The 17,950-nt window shown below is 62.9% G+C and carries 13 protein-coding genes; 3 read left to right on the forward strand and 10 right to left on the reverse strand.

The annotated features are described in order from the left end of the window. The first annotated feature begins 837 nt into the window (after positions 1 to 837). Genes Q0687_RS25580 through Q0687_RS25590 form a run of 3 tightly spaced genes read left to right on the forward strand, consistent with a single transcriptional unit; the run spans position 838 to position 5,448 of the window. Complete coding sequence (locus Q0687_RS25580; RefSeq protein WP_298883127.1) at positions 838 to 1,869, forward strand: TRAP transporter substrate-binding protein; 1,032 nt, start codon at positions 838 to 840, stop codon at positions 1,867 to 1,869. 15 nt (positions 1,870 to 1,884) lie between these two features. Then, positions 1,885 to 3,774, forward strand: coding sequence for a TRAP transporter large permease subunit (locus tag Q0687_RS25585; protein WP_298883130.1), 1,890 nt, complete (start codon positions 1,885 to 1,887; stop codon positions 3,772 to 3,774). Between the two features lie 24 nt (positions 3,775 to 3,798). Continuing rightward, entirely contained in the window at positions 3,799 to 5,448 is a 1,650-nt protein-coding gene (locus Q0687_RS25590) for an acyl-CoA synthetase (protein WP_298883133.1), read from the forward strand. A 61-nt stretch (positions 5,449 to 5,509) separates the two neighbouring features. On the opposite strand, the gene Q0687_RS25595 is transcribed toward Q0687_RS25590, so the two are convergent. From Q0687_RS25595 to Q0687_RS25640, 10 genes are all read right to left on the reverse strand, one after another. Then, positions 5,510 to 6,487, reverse strand: coding sequence for a TRAP transporter substrate-binding protein (locus tag Q0687_RS25595; protein ID WP_298883135.1), 978 nt, complete (start codon positions 6,485 to 6,487; stop codon positions 5,510 to 5,512). Between the two features lie 38 nt (positions 6,488 to 6,525). After that, a complete protein-coding gene (locus tag Q0687_RS25600; protein WP_298883137.1) occupies positions 6,526 to 7,839 on the reverse strand; it encodes a TRAP transporter large permease subunit in 1,314 nt (437 codons plus the stop codon). Between the two features lie 2 nt (positions 7,840 to 7,841). Next, positions 7,842 to 8,423, reverse strand: a complete 582-nt coding sequence (locus tag Q0687_RS25605) for a TRAP transporter small permease (protein WP_298883140.1) — start codon at positions 8,421 to 8,423, stop codon at positions 7,842 to 7,844. A 177-nt stretch (positions 8,424 to 8,600) separates the two neighbouring features. Continuing rightward, positions 8,601 to 9,398, reverse strand: coding sequence for an MBL fold metallo-hydrolase (locus Q0687_RS25610; RefSeq protein WP_298883143.1), 798 nt, complete (start codon positions 9,396 to 9,398; stop codon positions 8,601 to 8,603). 13 nt (positions 9,399 to 9,411) lie between these two features. Beyond that, a complete protein-coding gene (locus Q0687_RS25615; protein WP_298883146.1) occupies positions 9,412 to 10,188 on the reverse strand; it encodes a TatD family hydrolase in 777 nt (258 codons plus the stop codon). Between the two features lie 143 nt (positions 10,189 to 10,331). Further along, positions 10,332 to 12,389 (reverse strand): PAS domain S-box protein, encoded by a 2,058-nt coding sequence (locus tag Q0687_RS25620; RefSeq protein WP_363323990.1) that lies wholly within the window; start codon positions 12,387 to 12,389, stop codon positions 10,332 to 10,334. Positions 12,390 to 12,781: 392 nt separating this feature from the next. Continuing rightward, the gene (gene metG / locus Q0687_RS25625) at positions 12,782 to 14,758 is read right to left on the reverse strand and encodes a methionine--tRNA ligase (RefSeq protein ID WP_298883149.1); all 1,977 of its coding nucleotides are present in this window, start codon (positions 14,756 to 14,758) and stop codon (positions 12,782 to 12,784) included. 46 nt (positions 14,759 to 14,804) lie between these two features. Next, positions 14,805 to 15,851, reverse strand: a complete 1,047-nt coding sequence (locus tag Q0687_RS25630) for a DNA polymerase III subunit delta' (RefSeq protein WP_298883254.1) — start codon at positions 15,849 to 15,851, stop codon at positions 14,805 to 14,807. Next, positions 15,848 to 16,534: a dTMP kinase gene (gene tmk, locus Q0687_RS25635; protein ID WP_298883152.1), complete on the reverse strand. Its 687-nt coding sequence runs from the start codon at positions 16,532 to 16,534 to the stop codon at positions 15,848 to 15,850. The genes Q0687_RS25630 and tmk overlap by 4 nt, the downstream gene beginning before the upstream one ends. Positions 16,535 to 16,536: 2 nt before the next feature. Beyond that, the gene (locus Q0687_RS25640) at positions 16,537 to 17,799 is read right to left on the reverse strand and encodes a D-alanyl-D-alanine carboxypeptidase family protein (protein ID WP_298883155.1); all 1,263 of its coding nucleotides are present in this window, start codon (positions 17,797 to 17,799) and stop codon (positions 16,537 to 16,539) included. Positions 17,800 to 17,950 lie beyond the last annotated feature (151 nt).

The raw sequence follows: 17,950 nt of genomic DNA on the forward strand, positions 1-17,950 counted from the left end.
TCCACTGGGCTCGCCGCCGCGCCACCTCGGGTCGATCGCGTTCGCCAGCCGCCACACCGTCATGTCTTCGATCATGCGGCGGCGAAGAGGGCTCAAATCGGCCATCTCGATACTCCTGGCTAAGGGGGTGGGCTCCAACACCCACATCCTCTCAGCCAGGAGGCGATCTACGCCACCTTGCCTCTCACGCCGCGGTAGCGGCTTCGTTCAATCCCAAGTCGATTCAGACTAACCCCATCCCGCTTTAGACCGCGAGCCGAACGCGGCTCGTTGGCGTCAGCAACGCGCGGCCGAATCGAACGCCGGCCAACCGCGTCAGCGCCACGGGATCAACCAGCAGCGCTCTTGGTGTCTCGTCGCGGACATCACCTCGATCAGCCTGGGCTGCGGTGCGCCATCCGGTCCCGTGCCTTGCTGTTGGGTGTGTCACCACGCGCCGATGCGGCAACAGATGTGGCAAGGGGATGCGCGGCTGGCCGAGCGGCTCAGGGTCTAGGTCATCCCCGCACACCCAAATCCATAATTCGCATAAGGTATATTATGGAATATATTTATATCGAATTAGATCAGTTATTTAGATCGGATTGCTGACACGCCGCCTTTGCTCCAGCGTCGATTTCGGGCCGGCCATCCCCGATCGCTCCCGTGCTTGACGGCTACTGTGCATGGGGTTGTTTTCGCGTTTTCCATCGCGGCTGGTCACACCGAAAGCCGATATTGCCGCGACCTTGTCCGGCTGCAATAAGCGAGCTCCGCGAGATCGCAGATGACTGCTGACCTGACGTCCGTATAGGTTTGCGTCTCACAACAAGAACAAACTTCCGAGGAAGCAGACCCATGGTCTTTTCAACGCGTTTTTCCCGCCGCACGCTTCTCAAGGCCAGCGCCGCGACCGCCGTTTTTGGCGGGGTCAGCGCGCCCTATGTGGCCCGGGCTCAGGCCGCCGAGTTCTCCTACAAATACGCCAACAACCTGCCTGACTCGCACCCGATGAACGCCCGCGCCAAGGAGATGGCCGCGGCGATCAAGAGCGAGACCGGCGGCAAGTTCGACCTCCAGATCTTTCCGAACAACCAGCTCGGTTCCGACACCGACATGCTGAGCCAGATCCGCTCAGGCGGCGTCGAGTTCTTCACGCTGTCCGGCCTAATCCTGTCGACCCTGGTGCCGGCCGCGTCGATCAATGGCATCGGCTTCGCGTTCCCGGACTACGACACGGTCTGGAAGGCCATGGATGGCGACCTCGGCGCCTATGTCCGCGGCGAAATCAAGAAGGCCGGCCTCGAGGTCATGGACAAGATCTGGGACAACGGCTTCCGCCAGACCACGTCATCGACCAAGCCGATCAACGGCCCTGATGATTTCAAGGGTTTCAAGATCCGCGTGCCGGTGTCGCCGCTGTGGACCTCGATGTTCAAGGCGTTCGACGCCGCGCCCGCCTCCATCAATTTCGCCGAGGTTTACTCCGCGCTGCAGACCAAGATCGTCGAGGGCCAGGAGAACCCGCTGGCGATCATCTCGACGGCAAAGCTCTACGAGGTGCAGAAGTACTGCTCGCTGACCAACCACATGTGGGACGGCTTCTGGTTCCTGGCTAACCGCAGAGCCTGGAGCGCGCTGCCCGAGGACATCCGCACCATCGTCGCCAAGAACATCAACGCCGCCGCCGTCAAGGAGCGCGAGGATACCGCCAAGCTGAACGCCAATCTCCAGCAGGAGCTCGCGGGCAAGGGTCTGACTTTCAACCAGCCCACGGTCGCGCCATTCCGCGACAAGCTGCGCTCCGCCGGCTTCTATGCCGAATGGAAGGGCAAGTACGGTGAGCAGGCCTGGGAGCTGCTTGAAAAGGCCGTCGGCAAGCTGTCGTAACGCGTTGGGGCCGTCATGGCTCAGGTCGAGGTTCAAGTGACCGAAATGGTGGGCGAGGCGGCTGTCCAGTCCCCTCGCCGGCGCTCTTGGCTGACCTCGCTGGAGCGCATTCTCGGCCTCGTCGTCGAGATCCCCGCCGCGATCCTGGTCGTCGCCGAGATCGTGATCCTGTTCGCCGGCGTGGTCGCGCGCTACGGCTTGCACCGGCCACTGATCTGGTCGGACGAGCTTGCCTCGATCCTGTTCCTGTGGCTGGCCATGCTCGGCGCGGCGGTGGCGTTCCGCCGCTCCGAGCACATGCGCATGACCGCGATCGTCGCCAGCGCGAGCCCTGCGATGCGGGCCTGGCTCGATCTGGTGGCGGTCTCTGCCGCGCTGGCGTTCCTCGCGATGATCGTCTGGCCGGCCTACGACTACGCGTATGAAGAGAGCTTCATCACGACGCCGGCGCTCCAGATATCGAACATGTGGCGTGCCGTCGCGCTGCCGGTCGGGCTCTGCCTGATGGCGGCATTCGCGTTGCTGCGTCTCGTGCGAGCGGCCGACTACCTGAAGGTGCTGACGGCCGCGCTGTCGGTCGCTCTCGTGGTCGGGCTGTTCTGGCTGGCACAGCCGTATCTGCGCCCGCTGGGCAATCTCAACCTCCTCATCTTCTTCGTCGGCGTCGCCGGCTTTTGCGTCTTCGCCGGCGTTCCCATTGCGTTCGGCTTTGGCCTTGCGATCTTCGGCTATCTGGCGCTGACCACGCATACGCCGGTCATGGTGCTGGTCGGACGGATGGACGAAGGCATGAGTCATCTCATCCTGCTATCCGTGCCGCTCTTCGTGTTTCTGGGGCTGCTGATCGAGATGACCGGCATGGCCCGGGCCATGGTGGCGTTCCTGGCGAGCCTGCTCGGCCATGTCCGCGGCGGGCTGCATTATGTGCTGGTCGGCGCCATGTACCTGGTCTCCGGCATCTCCGGCGCTAAGGCCGCCGACATGGCCGCGGTCGCGCCCGTGCTGTTCCCGGAGATGAAGCAGCGCGGTGCCAAGCCCGGCGATCTCGTCGCCCTGCTCGCGGCCACGGGCGCCCAGACTGAAACCATTCCGCCGAGCCTGGTGCTGATCACGATCGGCTCGGTCACCGGCGTCTCGATCGCCGCCCTCTTCACCGGCGGCCTGCTGCCGGGCGTCGTGCTCGCACTCACGCTGTGCACGCTGGTGTGGTGGCGCTATCGCCACGAGGACATGAGCCATGTTCGCCGCGCCACCGCGTCCGAGATCGGCAAGACCTTCGTCGTCGCCCTGCCCGCGCTCGCGCTGCCCTTCGTGATCCGCTACGCCGTGGTCGAAGGCATTGCGACCGCCACCGAAGTCTCCACCATCGGCATCGTCTATGGCGGCCTCGTCGGACTGATCATCTACCGCCGGTTCGACTGGTCGCGGCTGTTTCCGATGCTGGTCGAGACGGCGGCGCTGTCGGGTGCGATCCTGCTGATCATCGGCACGGCCACCGGCATGGCCTGGGGCCTGACGCAATCAGGCTTCTCACGCTCGCTGGCTACAGCCATGACCGGATTGCCAGGGGGAGCTGCGACCTTTATCGCCGTGTCCATCCTGGCCTTCACCATCCTTGGCAGCGTGCTGGAGGGCATTCCTGCGATCGTGCTGTTCGGGCCGCTGCTGTTTCCGATTGCCCGCGCCGTCGGCGTGCACGAGGTGCACTATGCCATGATCATCATTCTGGCGATGGGTATCGGGCTATTCGCTCCGCCATTCGGCGTCGGTTACTATGCCGCCTGCGCCATCGGACGTGTCGAGCCGGCCGAGGGCATGAGGCCGATCTGGGGTTATCTGCTGGCGCTGCTGGTCGGATTGATCGTCGTCGCGGTATTCCCCTGGATCTCGATCGGATTCCTGTAACGCGCGGCGCCAAGGAGGGGGTCGATGAGTGATCGGCAGAACCAATACAATATCGGCCTCGATAAGAACGCGGCCAATTACGTGCCGCTGTCGCCGCTGAGCTTTCTCGCGCGCAGCGCCGCCGTCTATCCCGATCACGTCGGCACGGTCTATGAGGGCCGCAGCTTCACGTGGCGCCAAACGCATGAGCGCGGCAAGCGGTTCGCTTCCTATCTCGCCAGCAAGGGCATCGGCGTTGGAGACACGGTCGCTGCGATGCTGCCGAACATCCCGGCGATGAACGAGGTGCATTTCGCAGTGCCCATGACCGGTGCGGTGCTCAACGCACTCAACATCCGCCTCGATGCGCCTTCGATCGCATTTCAGCTCGACCATGGCGGCGCAAAGATCATTCTGGTCGATCCTGAATTTTCAGACGTGATCACCGATGCGCTGGCACGGATGACGGGATCGAAGCCGTTCGTGATCGACGTCGACGATGCCGCCTTCAAGGGCGGCAAACGCATCGGTGAGATCGAGTACGAGACCGCCCTCTCCCAAGGCGATCCGGATTTCGCGGCGATCCTTCCAAGCGACGAATGGGACGCGATCGCGCTGAGCTACACCTCGGGCACCACGGGCAATCCCAAGGGCGTCGTCACCCATCATCGCGGCGCGTATCTGAATGCCGTCAGCAACATTCTCGCCGGCAATCTCGGCCAGCATCCGGTCTATCTCTGGACCCTGCCGATGTTCCACTGCAACGGCTGGTGCTTCCCCTGGACGCTTGCGGCGGCCGCCGGCATCAATGTCTGCCTGCGAAAGGTCGAGCCGACGAAGATCTTCGAGTTGATCAGGCAGCACGGCGTCACCCACATGTGCGGCGCGCCGATCGTGTACAATACGCTGATCAACGCGCCCGATGCGCCTAAGGGTAACGCAGCCCGCCGTGTCGTCGGCCTCATCGCAGGTGCCGCACCGCCGGTTGCGGTGCTCGAAGGCGCCGAAAACATCGGCATCCGGCTCACGCATGTGTACGGCCTGACCGAGGTTTACGGCCCCGCCTCCGTTTGCGCCGAGCAGCCCGGCTGGGACGAGCTTCCGCCGGCCGAGCGCGCCAAGATGAAGCGCCGGCAGGGCGTGCCCTACCCGCTCGAGGAAGGCGTCACTGTCATCAATCCGCAGACGATGCAGCCGGTGCCGCGCGACAGCGAGACCATCGGCGAGGTCATGTTCCGCGGCAATATCGTGATGAAGGGCTATCTCAAGAACGAGAAGGCGACCAAGGAAGCCTTCGAAGGCGGCTGGTTTCACACCGGCGATCTCGGCGTGCTCGACGAGCACGGCTACGTCACCATCAAGGACCGCTCCAAGGACATCATCATATCGGGCGGCGAGAACATTTCATCCGTCGAGGTCGAGGACATCCTCTACAAGCACCCGGCCGTGCTGTTCGCGGCCGTGGTCGCAAAACCCGATCCGAAATGGGGCGAGGTGCCCTGCGCCTTTGTCGAACTCAAGGACGGCGCGAGCGCCAGCGAGGCCGAGATCATCGCCTTCTGCCGCGCGCATATGAGCGGCTTCAAGACGCCCAAGGCCGTCGTGTTCGGACCGATCCCGAAGACTTCCACGGGAAAGATCCAGAAATTCCTGCTGCGCAACGAGGTTGGATCAGTCAAGGCGATCTCGAGCTGAGCCGGCCGCGCACGCGTCCGCCCGCACAACAGAAGGCGGCGGGCGGAGGACCTCGTCGGCCTCACATCTTCTTGTAGGCGTCGACGACCGCCTGACCATCGGCGCCGGCCTTCTTGAGCCAGTCGGCGGCGAGCTGTTCGCCAATCTTCTGGAAGCCGGCTTTCAGCGCGGGGCTCGGCGGCTCGACGGTCATGCCCTTCGCCTTGAGCTGGTCGATGTACCAGGTGCTCTTGTCCTGCCAGGCTTTCCAGCCGCGGGTCTCCGCCGTTGCCGCCGCCTTGAGGATGGCCTCCTGGGTCGGCTTGTCGAGCGCCTCGAACGCGGCCTTGTTGACGAAGGTGTAGTCCTTGGGAATCCAGGCCTGCACGTCGTAGAAATACTTCAGCGACTCCCAGGCCTTTGCGTCGTAGCCGGTGCCGCCTGACGACATGAAGGAATTAACCACGCCGGTGGCGAGCGCCTGCGGCAGCTCGGCCGCCTGGATCGTGACTGACTGCGCGCCGACCAGCTCGCCGATGCGCGCTGTTCCGACATTGTAGGCGCGCCATTTCAGGCCCTTCATGTCTTCGATCGTGGCGAGCGGCTTGTTGGCATAGACGCCCTGGGGCGCCCAGGGCACGGCGAATAGCAGCTTGAGCCCCTGCGCATCGAGCTTCTTGGTGATCGCAGGCTTGGAGGCCTGATAAAGCTTCATCGCGTCGGGGAAGCTGGTCGCCAAGAACGGCACGACGTCGATGCCGAACAGCGGATCCTCGTTCTCGTGGATCGAGAGCAGCACTTCGCCCATTTGCGCCTGCCCGGTCACTACCGCGCGCTTGATGTCGGGAGCCTTGAACAGCGAAGCGCCGGGATGGACCGTGATCTGTAGCTTTCCGGACGTGGCGGCTTCGACGTCCTTGGCGAAAGCGATCAGGTTTTCGGAGTGCGGGTTATCCGCAGGATATGCTGCCGGCAAATTCCATTTGGTTTGGGCCAGAGCAGGTGTCGCAGCGGCCACGAGGCCCGCGATCAAGGATGCGCGGAATAAGCGAGACATCATCGGACTTCTCCTTACGGTCAATTTGAAACCGGTTGCAATCAATCTGGGAAAGCGAGCTTGGGCAGGAGCATCACGATCTGCGGATACTCCGTGATGATGAACACGGCGGCCAGAAGCAGGACAAAGAACGGAAACGCCGCGCGGGCAACGGTGAAAGTGTCGCGGCCGCTCATGTTCTGGAGCACGAAGAGATTGAATCCGACCGGCGGCGTGATCTGGGCCATCTCGACGTGAATGATGAGATAGACGCCGAACCAGACCAGGTCGAGCCCGGCCTGCTTGACCATCGGCAGCACGATGACGGCGGTCAGAACGATCATCGAGATGCCATCGATCAGGCAGCCGAGGATGATGTACATGATGCTCAGATACAGCGCGAGCATGGTCGGCGTGAGTTGCTGCCCCTGGACCCAGGTGGCAAGCGCGGCCGGAATGCCCGTATAGGCCATCGCGGCCGTAGTATAAGCGGCGCCTGCCAGGATCAGCATGATCATGCAGGTCAGGCGCGTCGCGCTCATGATGCTCTCGAGGAAATTCCTGCGGGTCAGCGTGCCGCTCCACCACGCCAGCAGCAAGGCGCCCGTGACGCCCCATGCCGCGCATTCCGTGGCCGTCGCGAAGCCCAGCACGAGCGAAAGGAAGACTGCCAGGATCAGCAGCATGCAGGGCGCAAGCTTCGCCGATTCCCGCAGCTTCTGCCGGAATGGCATCGGCGGATCGCGCGGCGGCACCTTCTTGGGATTGAGCAGCGACCAGATGATGATGTAGCCCGAATAGAGCAGCATCACGAGCACACCCGGCAGAAATCCGCCGAGGAACACCTGCAGCACGGAGACGTTTGCCGTGACCGCATAGACCACCATTGGGATCGAGGGCGGGATCAGGAGGCCGAGCGTGCCCGCTCCTGCCAGCGAACCGAGGCTCAGGCCCTTGTCGTAGCCGCGCTTGTCGAGCTCGGGCAGCGCGATCTTGCCGATCGTCGCGCAGGTCGCCGCCGACGAACCCGACACGGCAGCGAAGATGCCGCATCCGATCACGTTGACATGGGTCAGACGCCCCGGCAGCCACTGAACCCAGGGGGAGAGCCCCCGAAACATTTCTTCCGACAGTTTGGTGCGAAACAGGATCTCGCCCATCCAGATGAACAGCGGTAGCGCTGCCAGCGTCCACGACGAGCTGGCGCTCCAGGTGGTGGTGGCAAGCACTGCGCCGAGCGGCAGGCTGGTCGTCAGCGCCATCGCCACGAAGCCGACGAGGCCAAGCGAAACCGCGATCCAGACGCCGCTTCCCAGCAGCAGGATCATGACGCCGAGCAGGATGAACGATAGCTCGATCATGCCGAGATTGGCCATGGTCAACCTCCGCCGCCCTGCGAGATGCGTTCGACGAACTCTTCCGGCGTCTCATCCGGCGAGCCCTTCTCGAAGCTCGGCCGGTTGCCGCTGACGACGCTGATCAATTCGTCGACCAGTGCGATCGACATGATCGCAAGTCCGCCGGAGAAACCGAGCTGCGGAATCCAGAGCGGAAGCGCGACCACGCCCTGCGCCAGGTCGTTGAAGCGCCAGGAATCGTAGGTCATCTGCACGGCATAGCGGGTGAAATAAAGGATGAACGCGGTGGCGATAACTAGCGCCACGATCTCCGCGATCTGCTTGGTCCGCCCATGCAGATGCTCGAGTAACAGGCCGACGCGGATCATCTCTCCGCGCTTGAATGTATGCGCAAGGCCGAGGAAGGCCATTGCGGCCATGCACCAGGACGCGAAATCATCGCCGGCAGGAACGTTGATCGCAAATTGCCGCCCGACCGACATGGCCATCATGATTGCAAAGATCGCAACCAGGAATACGCCAGCGGCGTAGCCCGCCCCGAGATAAAGGAGATCCAGAGCGCGGCGCACCGATCCCCCAGCCGTTACGTCGTCCCCTGCCACGCAATCTCCATTCTCACACGAGACAATTCAGCCGATCCGGCGATCACGCGTTCCCGCCGTTGATCTGTCTGAATATCACCCTTGCCCAACGCCCTGTCTTTCAGACGTTAGATCAACATGATGCAGCCGATGCAAGCAAGGAGTATGCCCGCGGGTGGCGGAATTTCTACCGCAGGTTCAAAGCGTTTCCAGCCGCAGCCCGTCAAAAGCCGGCACGACGCCAGCGGGGAGCGATTGCCGGATCACCTCGTAATCGACGTCCGCCGTCATGTTGGTGATGACGGCGCGCTTCGGCTTGAAGCGATCGATCCACGACAAAGCGTCGTTGATGCTGAAATGGCTGACATGCTGGGTGTAGCGCAGGCCATCGACGATCCAGAGGTCGAGATTCTCCAGTGCGCCAAAACTCTCGCGCGGGATGTCATTCAGGTCGGGCGTGTAGGCCGCGTTGCCGATGCGGTAGCCGAGCGCGGGAATGTTGCCGTGCTGGACCAGGAAGGCGGTCATGGTCACCGCGCCACCCTTGCCGACGATGGTCTGGCTTCCGCCGGCCTCGATCGAATGCCTGACGAGGATCGGCGGATAATCGCTGCCCTCCGGCGCGATGAAGCAGTAGGAGAACCGCGCCATGATGTCTTTTGCGGTCGACTGATTGAAATAGACCGGAATGCGCTTGCGCATGTGCATCACGACCGGACGCAGATCGTCCATGCCGTGGGTCTGATCGGCATGTTCATGCGTCAGGAACACCGCGTCGATGTGATCGACATCGGTCGAGATCAACTGCTCGCGCAGGTCCGGCGAGGTATCGATCACGATGCGGGTGGTGCCGTGATGTGAGGTCCGTTCGACCAGCAACGAGCAGCGGCGGCGGCGGTTCTTGGGGTTGGTGGGATCGCATGCGCCCCAGCCGAGGGCTGGACGCGGCACACCGGCCGAGGAGCCGCAGCCAAGTATCGTCAACGTCAGCGTCATGCGGCTCAGAACCTCAAGCTTTCACCTTGGAGAACAGGCGGAAGAAATTGTCGGTGGTCTGGCGTGAAATCTCGTCGAGCGACACGCCGCGCGTTTCGGCGAGCACCTTCGCGACCTCGACGACATAGGCCGGTTCGTTGCGCTTGCCCCGGAACTTGCCCGGCGCAAGGTAGGGCGAGTCTGTTTCAACCAGAATACGGTCGGACGGCAATTCGGCTGCAAGCGCGCGCAGACTATCCGACTTCTTGAAGGTCACGATGCCCGTGAAGCCGATATAGAGCCCGAGCGACACCGCCTTTAGCGCCAGCTCGCGCCCGCCCGTGTAACAATGCAGCACGGCGCGAAACGATCCCTTTGCCGTCTCCTCCTCCAGGATGCGCGCGCAGTCCTCGTCCGCCTCGCGGGTATGGATCACCAGCGGCAGGCCGGTCGTGCGCGCGGCGGCGATATGGGCACGAAAGCCCCTCGCCTGCGCCTCCGGCGAGCCGTCGTCGTAGAAATAGTCGAGCCCGGCTTCGCCCAGCGCGACCAACTTGGGATGCCGTGTCAGCGCAATCAGCTCGTCCGGCGAGATGCCGTCTTCCTCATCCGCGTTGTGCGGATGGGTGCCGACCGAGCAATACACGTCATCAAAACGCTCGGCGATGGCGAGAAGCTGATCAAGCTTTCGCACCCGCGTCGAGATCGTGACCATGCGGCCAATCCCGGCCGCGCGGGCACGCGACACGATCCCGTCGATATCCTCCGCGAAGTCCGGGAAATCCAGATGGCAGTGACTATCAACCAGCATTTCCGGGTATCGCTTTCCATAGGCCTGAGGTCGGCCGAGGCCGCTGTTCACAGGTAGGGGAAGCGTGTGGGAACGTCAACGGGACCGACAATTCGCTCATGCAGTCGGTTCCGGGGCACGTCCAAATGTGCGTAGCCGCGCGATCAGAGGTCCAAAACTTCACGCACCTTTTGCGCGAGCTTGTCGCGCTTGTACGGCTTTTGAAGCAGGTGCACCCCGGGATCGAGCCGGCCATGATGGACGATCGAGTTCTCGGTATAGCCCGACGTGTACAAGACCCTGATGCCGGGAGCCGTCTGCCTCACCCGCTCTGCGAGTTGCCTTCCGGTCATGCCGCCAGGCATTACGACGTCCGTGAACAACAGATCAGGAGCACCGGATCGCGAGATCTCCTGCAGCGCCGAAGGTCCATCGCTGGCCTCGGTCACCCTGTATCCCAGGTGACGCAATTGCTGAACCGCAAACATCCGCACGTGAGGATCGTCTTCTACGACGAGGATCGACTCAGCGCCCGTCGCGGGGGCCGCAGGAGCACAGGCCGGTTGAACGGCATTGGTCGCATCGGCTTTGGCACGCGGCAGAAATATCTTCACGCAGGTGCCGTGCCCGACCTCGCTGTAAATCTGGATATGGCCGCCGGTCTGCTTGACGAAGCCGTGCACCATGCTCAGCCCCAGGCCCGTTCCCTTGCCGACTGGTTTGGTTGTGAAGAAAGGCTCGAAGATGCGATCGAGTATGTCGGGCGCAATTCCGCTCCCCGTATCAGACAAGGCGATCATGACATATTGGCCCGGAGCGACCTCCACGCTGCTTGCAGCGTAGTCGTCCGATAGTTCGACATTACTGGTCTCGATCGTCAGTTTACCTCCCTCGGGCATCGCATCGCGCGCATTCAGAACAATGTTGAGGATTGCGGTCTCCATCTGACGGATATCGGCAGTCACGGCCCACAACGATTTCGTCAGCCGAAGATCGACTTCGACATTCTCGCCAATGGTGCGCCGTAGCAGCGCGTTCATGTGCGACACCACTTCATTCAGATCAAAAACGATCGGCTCGAGTGCCTGGCGGCGGGCAAAAGCCAGCATCAGCTGTGTCAAACCTGCGCCGCGTTCAGCGGCAGCAAGAATTGGCTCGGCCAGCTTGCGATGCGGATCGTCGCTCTTCATCTCGTCCAGCATGACCTCCACATTGCCGAGAATGACCGTCAGCAGATTGTTGAAGTCGTGGGCGACACCGCCTGTCAACTGCCCGATTGCCTGCATTTTCTGCGCTTGCAGCAGCTGCGCCTCCATCCGCTTGCGATCCGTGATGTCCTCGGTCAGGAAGGCAACGCCACCAATATTGCCAAGGGTGTCGAACCATGGTCGCACCTCCCAGCGCAGCCATTGCACGCGTCCGTCGACCCTCGTGAACGAGTCCTCTTCGGCATGAAGCGTCTCGCCGGCAAGCGCGCGGCGATGAATAATGCGCCAGCGATCCGGGATCTCGGGAAACACCTCATAATGTGACAGCCCGTACAAATCCCGGCCGACGAGGCCGTAATCAGCAAGCCAACGGTCACTGTAAACGAGGTAGCACAGGTCTTTGTCGAGTATCGCAATCGCAGCTGGAGCGTACTTGATGAAATATCTTAGTCGCTCCTCGCTTTCTCGCAGGTCTTCAACTGCCTTTTGCTGACGAGCCTCGAGCGCCCTGCGAGCCGAAACGTCCCTCACCGCGGCGATCGCGGCGGAACGATCAGCCATCGCAACTGGGCTGAGACTGATCTCGGCAGGGAATTCCGTCCCATCCTTGCGGCGTCCCCATAGCGAAAGACCACCGCCCATCATGCGGGTCTTCGGTTGCGCGAAATAGGTGCTCAAATGGGGTGAATGTGCGCCGCGAAATCGCTCCGGGATCAGTATGCTGACGGGCTTGTCCACGAGTTCTTCAGGGGCGTACCCAAAAATGTCCAAGACGCGATCGCTGGCGAACTCGATCACGCCTGCGTTGTTGACCATCAGGACCGCGTCCGGACTTGCCGCGAGGACGCCTCTGAATCTAGCTTCGCTCGCGTGCAAATCGGCTGCTGCCTTGGCCCGATGTGCGGACGCCTTGCCGAAATTCAGGGCGCGCAGTCGCTGTTGCAGTCTGGGCCACAACGGGGTTTTGAGGGTTCCATAGGCCTCGCCATCGTCCCGGGTATCCGAATGACTCAAATCCCACCTACCATGCGGCTCTCATAGCCACTCCCAGGCAAACGACGCAAACTGACCGTCTCCCTTGGAGCACGGCAGGAGCCGCAAAAGCTGCGGACCTCTCACTGACAGGCGTCACCATCGCGATGGATGCGTCACCCATCGCGCGACGCAAGTCGGTCTGTTGCTTCTTCATCTCGTATGAGAAGCAGAGACCTGCGTTTCACTTGCATTGATCTAGGTCAATGACGCGAATCGCACCCCACGCCTGACGAGGGTCGCAGGGCGGTGTTACCTATCTCGATACCGATTTTGGGCCCGCGCTCGATGGTTGGCAGGTCTTGATACCCCGCAACCGCTTCGTGGTGACGCGATCCGGTTTCCGAATCGCATCACCAAAAGATTGCTTGAAACTAAGCCGCCGGCTCGATGTAGCGGGGGAACGCCGGCGTCGGCGCTGGCAGCGTCGTGCCGGGCGCGATCCGCTTCTCGCCGCCGAGCATCGCGAAATTGCGCTCAGCTGCGGGGATGCCGAGGCTGTCGAGCAGCAATCCTGATGCGGTCGGCATCGCCGGCTGGGCCAGGATCGCGATCTGGCGCACGACCTCGGCGGTGACATAGAGCACCGTCTTCTGCCTGACAGGATCAGTCTTGGCGAGCGCCCACGGTGCCTCGCCCGCGAAATAACGGTTGGCTTCCGCGACCACGGCCCACACGGCATTGAGCCAGTGATGGATCTGCTGTGTCGCCATCGCCTCGCGCGAGGCGGCGATCATGCCGTCGGCCATCGCCAGGATCGCCTTGTCGTTATCGCTGAACTCGCCGGGCTCCGGCAGCACGCCGCCGAGCTGCTTGGCGATCATCGACAGCGAGCGCTGCGCGAGGTTGCCGAGATCGTTGGCGAGATCGGCATTGATGCGTGCAACGATGGCTTCATGGTTGTAGTTGCCATCCTGGCCATAGGAGACCTCGCGCAGGAAGAAATAGCGCATCTGGTCGACGCCGTACTGGTCGGCGAGATTGAAGGGGTCGACAACGTTGCCGACCGACTTCGACATCTTCTCGCCCCTGTTGAACAGGAAGCCGTGCGCATAAACCCGCTTTGGCAGCGCAATGCCTGCCGACATCAGGAATGCCGGCCAGTACACGGCGTGAAAGCGGATAATGTCCTTGCCGATGATGTGCACGTCGGCCGGCCAGTAGCGCCAGTTCTTGTCGCTTTCGTCGGGGAAGCCGACGCCAGTGATGTAGTTGGTCAGCGCGTCGACCCAGACATACATCACATGCGCATCGTCGCTCGGCACCTTCACGCCCCAATCGAAAGTGGTGCGCGAGATCGAGAGATCGCGCAGGCCGCCTCTCACGAAGCTCACCACCTCGTTCTTGCGCGAGTCCGGGCCGATGAATTCAGGATGGTCCGCGTAGAGCTTCAGCAGCTTGTCCTGATAGGCCGACAGGCGGAAGAAATAGCTCTTCTCCTCAACCCATTCGACCGGCGTGCCCTGCGGTCCCAGGCGTACACCATCCTCGTTCAGGCGCGTCTCGTCCTCGGCGTAATAGGCCTCGTCACGCACGGAGTACCAGCCCGAATAGGTGTCGGCGTAGATGTCGCCATTCGCTTCCATGCGCCGCCAGATCTCCTGGCTCGAGCGATGGTGCTGTTCCTCGGTGGTGCGAATGAAGCGGTCGAACGAGACGTTCAGCCGCTGGTCCATCTCCTTGAAGCGGTTGGCATTGCGGGTCGCGAGTGCGGACGGGGACAAGCCCTCGTTCTGCGCAGTCTGAACCATCTTCTGGCCGTGCTCGTCAGTGCCAGTCAGGAAGAACACATCCTTGCCGTCGAGCCGGGCGAAGCGCGCCAGCACGTCGGCTGAGATCGCCTCATAGGCGTGGCCGATATGCGGGCTGCCGTTGGGATAGGCAATGGCGGTCGAGATGTAGAAGACGTTGTCGCGCGCGGGGGCGGCAGCGGGCACTTTTCCTGGCGCTGCGGCCACGCGGTTCGGCGCCTTGGGCTTTGACTCTTTAGGGCTCACGGCCTTCGGCGGCGCCGCGACGGGAGCCGGCGCGGCAACCACGGCGGGGGCGCTCACCCCTGCCTTCTTGGCCAGAGCCTTGGCGGGCTTTTTGGCGGCCTTCTTGGACGCGACTTTCTTGGTCACGGCCTTCTTGGCAACCTGCTTCTTGGCAGCTTTCTTGCCCGCCTTCTTCGCCGTTTTTGACGCGCTCTTCATGCCCTTCTTGGCAGCGGGCTTTGGGGTCTTCCTGACCTTCTTGGCGGCCTTGCGCGCCTGCGCTTTCACAGCCTTTTTCGCGGCCTTCTTAGTGGGCCTCTTTGCGGTCTTCTTGCTGCTCTTGGCCTTGGCGGCTTTCTTAGCGCGTGTTGCCACGACGAATTCCTTTACCGGCTTCTCGAAATTTGGAAACGAACTGCGCCTAGCGCGTTGCGTCCGCCAGCCAGCCGAACACCGAGAAAACCAAGGGCTTTCGCTCCAGATTGTAGGTTTCGGTGTCGCGCGCGGCGCGGACGATCTTTTCCCATACCTCGCTCAAGCGCGCAAGGCGCGGCAGGTTCTGATTGGCATTGGCTTCGTCTTCATGCAGGCGATCCGCGATCCAGCGATCGACGCCGTCGACGAAGGCGGCAAGCGCCACGCGATCGCTGGTGCCAAGGGATTCGCCAAGCGTGTGCAGATCACGCGGATCGACCTCCGGCAGCCGCGCCAGCATCGCCGCCGTGCGCTGCTGGAGCTTCAGCGCGTCGCCGCCGAGTAGCGTCAGCGCGCGTGAGACGCTGCCCTCGGAGGCCTCCGCTGCCTCGCGCAATGCCAAATCGGTCGGCGCGATGCCGGCGGCCGCAGCTGCTGCGCCAAGGACCTGGTCGGTTGTCAGTGCTCGCAAACGCAGCTTGCGGCAACGCGACTGGATGGTGGCGAGCACGCGCGCCGGCGCGTGGCTCACCAACAGGAACAGCGATCGCTGCGGCGGCTCCTCGAGGATCTTGAGCAGCGCGTTCGCAGCATTGGGATTGAGCTCATCGACGGTATCGACGATGCAGACGCGCCAACCCTCCGCTGCAGCCGTCGAGCCGAAGAACGCGATCGTCTCGCGGGTCTCGTCGACCGTGATGACCGTGCGCATCACGCCACGGTCGTTGGCGGTGCGCTCCAGCGTCAGCAAGCCGCCATGAGAGCCGGCCGCGACCTGTCGCGCCACAGCGTGATCAGGATCGATGGCGAGGTCTTCGGCGGACTGCACGGCCGCCGCCAGCGGCTGGCCGTGAGCGAGCACAAAGCGCGCCATGCGATAGGCCAGCGTTGCCTTGCCGATGCCTCGAGGACCGCCGATCAGCCAGGCATGCGGGATGCGCCCGCTGCGATAGGCCGTCAAAAGCGCCATCTCGGCCTCGCGATGGCCGAACAGAAGGCTGGTCTCGCGGGGATGCGGGATCGCGCTCTCGCGCTCGGCCTGACGCGGGCTCATGCCGAGATCACCGAGGCCGGCGTCGGCAGCAGGCGTTCGCACAGCGCTGTCCAGACGCGGCCGGCGACCGTGTCAGGATCGGAATTGGCGTCGATCAGGACGCAACGCGCGGGATCGTCTGCGCCAATCTTGCGATAGGCCTCACGCAGGCCCTGGTGGAAGGCGAGCTTTTCGCTCTCGAACCTGTCAGGCGTTCCGCTGCCGCGCCGCGCTGCTGCACGCGCCAAGCCGATCTCGACCGGCAGATCGAGGATGATGGTGAGATCAGGTTTGAGATCACCGATCGTGACCCGCTGCATCGCGTTGATCAGTCCGGCAGGCACGCTGCCGAGGCTGCCTTGATAGGCTCGCGTCGAGTCGGCGAAGCGGTCGCACAGAACCCAGACACCTTGTTTGAGCGCGGGCTCGATCATCGTGCGGACATGGTCGTCGCGCGCGGCCGCGAATAGCAGCGTCTCGGCTTCGGGCCCGAGTAGCTTGCCCATCCCCGACAACACCAGATGACGCATGATTTCGGCGCCCGGCGAGCCGCCGGGCTCGCGCGTGACCAGGATCCGCAGTCTGGCCGCGCTGAGACGTTCAGCGAGCTTCTTGATCTGGGTGGACTTGCCGGTCCCCTCGCCGCCTTCAAAGGTGATGAAGCGCCCGCGTCCGGACGGCCGCTGTCCCGTGGTCTCACTCATGGTCAGAGCTTCTCGGCGCCTGCGCGGAACATACCGATCACGAGCTCGCTGGCGCCGTCGATCGCGCGCCGCATGGTCGAGCCGGTGCCGATCGCTTCGGCCGCATAGACCGGTGTCTCCACCGCGATATTGCCGCTGCGCCAGACCCTGACCACTCCGACCTGCTGGCCCTCCTTGACCGGTGCGCGCACGGGACCGCTATAGACGATACGCGCGATCAGCTTGTCGCCGCCGCTCTTGTGCACCATCACCTTCACCGGCTCTTTCGCGAGGAGCTTCACCGAGCGGCTCTCGCCGCCAAAAACCTTGGCGTAGCCGACGGGCTGGTCGGCCGCGATCAGAGTCCGACTCTCGAAATTGCGAAAGCCCCATTCCAGCATCTTCTTGGCTTCAGTGGCACGATCCTCGATATCTTCAAGCCCGTTGACGACGACGATCAACCGCGTGCCGTTCTGCACCGCCGAGCCGACCATGCCATAGCCGCCTTCCTTGGTGTAACCCGTCTTGAGGCCGTCAGCGCCTTCCATCGAATTGAGCAAGGGATTGCGGTTGGGTTGCCTGATCTTGTTCCAGGTGAACTCCTTCTCGCCGAACAGTTTGTAGAACTCCGGGAAGTCCAGGATGATGTGACGCGCGAGCATGCCGAGCTCACGTACCGTCATCTTGTTGCCAGGGTCGGGCAAGCCGTTGGAATTGGCAAAGGTCGACTTGGTCAGGCCGAGCTCCCGGGCGCGCTTGGTCATGAAGTCCGTGGCAAAGATCTTCTCGTTGCCGGCGATGCCTTCGGCGAGCGCGATGCAGGCGTCGTTACCGCTCTGGATGATCGCGCCGTGCAGGAGATCGTCGACCGAGACCTTGCTGTTGATGGCCGCAAACATGGTCGAGGTGCCGGAAGGGGCCCCGCCCCTGCGCCAGGCATTCTCGCTGATCCGGTATTCGTCGGTCAGCTTGACGTCGCCTTTCTTGATCGCGTTGAACACGACCTCCGCGGTCATGAGCTTCATCATGCTGGAGGGCGCACGCAGCTCATCGGCGTTCTTCTCGAACAGCACACTGCCGCTGGAGGCCTCGATCAGGATCGCCGTGGGGGCGTCGCCGTCGAAGCCGGTATCTTCGGCCTTCTTGGCGCCCTGGACGCTCTGGTTGGCGGCGTAGAGCACCCCACCCCAGCTGAGGCTGACGGCAAGCGCCGCCGCGACCAGCCCGCGCGCCAGCACTCCGGCTGTGAACCTGATGTGGCGGAGCGGGATGAAACGAAATGCCATGGCGAAGCCCTGAGAGCGGCGTTCTAACAAACGGAACCGGCGCGAACAACACGAGGAACGGTGCCTGCGCCGAGATTGCACGATTCTCGCCGCATCCCTATCGTGGCACCTCATCTTTCCTGACCAAATCCCTGAAACAAGGCGGAAAAGC

Origin of the sequence: uncultured Bradyrhizobium sp. (genome assembly GCF_936928535.1) — a bacterium.
In the GTDB taxonomy this organism is placed as follows: domain Bacteria; phylum Pseudomonadota; class Alphaproteobacteria; order Rhizobiales; family Xanthobacteraceae; genus Bradyrhizobium.